A 1,310-nucleotide genomic window follows, 5' to 3' on the forward strand; every position below is an offset into this window, starting at 1 on the left:
AAATAACTACGCAACTTTGCACTATTTTATAAATATGTTTCGTATTAAAGTACTATGCTTCTATGCGTGAAAATGGAACTTGCAGCATCGCAATGAGAATAGTGAATCAAGTTTCGGCTCATAAAAATAGTTGAGAACAAATTTATACTTTAAAAAATTGTTCAAGTTGCGGATAGTTCTATTTTATAACAAACCATATTCGTACAAAAATTTCATGTTACTAAAAGGGGTGTGTTATAAATCTTTTTTTCTACAAAAAATTTAATGTAATTTTGCACTAAATATTCTTATTATGATTAAAATTGGCTCTATTGAATTACCTGAATTTCCATTGTTATTGGCACCAATGGAAGATGTAAGCGATCCGCCGTTTAGACGCTTGTGCAAGAGGCACGGCGCAGATTTGATGTATTCTGAGTTTATATCGTCGGAGGGATTGATTAGAGATGCTATTAAGAGCAAAATGAAATTGGATATTTTTGATTACGAACGCCCTATTGGCATCCAAATTTTTGGTGGAGATGAAGAGGCTATGGCTTTGTCATCAAAAATTGTTTCGGCAGTCAATCCAGATTTGATAGACATCAATTTTGGTTGTCCTGTAAAAAAAGTAGTTACTAAAGGAGCAGGAGCTGGTGTTTTGAAAGATGTCGATTTGATGATCAAACTGACAAAAGCGGTTATAGATGCTACCCATTTGCCTGTAACTGTAAAAACCCGATTGGGCTGGGATGAAAATTCTATTAACATAGATGAAGTGGCAGAAAGGCTTCAGGATATTGGTGTTCAGGCATTGTCTATTCATGCTAGAACCCGATCGCAGATGTATAAAGGGCAAGCAGATTGGTCTCATGTTGCACGGATTAAAAACAATCCACGCATTACAATGCCCATTTTTGGCAATGGCGACATTGATTCGCCCCAAAAAGCCTTACAATACAAAAATGAATATGGTATAGATGGCATTATGATAGGTAGGGCGGCTATTGGATATCCATGGATATTTGATGAAATTAAACATTTTTTGCAAACGGGCAACATATTGCCAGCACCAACAATGGCAGACAGGGTTGAAGCGGCCAAGAACCATTTGCAATGGTCGATGGAATGGAAAGGGGAACGCCTTGGTATTGTGGAAATGCGTAGGCATTATACCAATTATTTTAAGGGCATTGCCCATTTTAAAGAGCACCGTCAAAAGCTGGTTACGTTGGATTGTCCAGAAATGTTGTTGAACACTTTAGAACACCTTATAGAAGTTTATGAGCAGGATGGTGTTTGAGTTTGGTGTGAGGGATAGCAGTGGAAAT

At 37.3% G+C, this 1,310-nt stretch carries 1 protein-coding gene; it reads left to right on the top strand.

Annotation, left to right across the window (positions count from 1 at the left end; all coding sequences use genetic code 11):
• Positions 1-292 precede the first annotated feature (292 nt).
• Positions 293-1,282: a tRNA dihydrouridine synthase DusB gene (dusB, locus tag B0A58_RS04600; RefSeq protein ID WP_089080061.1), complete on the top strand. Its 990-nt coding sequence runs from the start codon at positions 293-295 to the stop codon at positions 1,280-1,282.
• The last annotated feature ends 28 nt before the right edge of the window (positions 1,283-1,310 follow it).

It is taken from the genome of Flavobacterium branchiophilum NBRC 15030 = ATCC 35035 (assembly GCF_002217205.1).
Classification (GTDB): domain Bacteria; phylum Bacteroidota; class Bacteroidia; order Flavobacteriales; family Flavobacteriaceae; genus Flavobacterium; species Flavobacterium branchiophilum.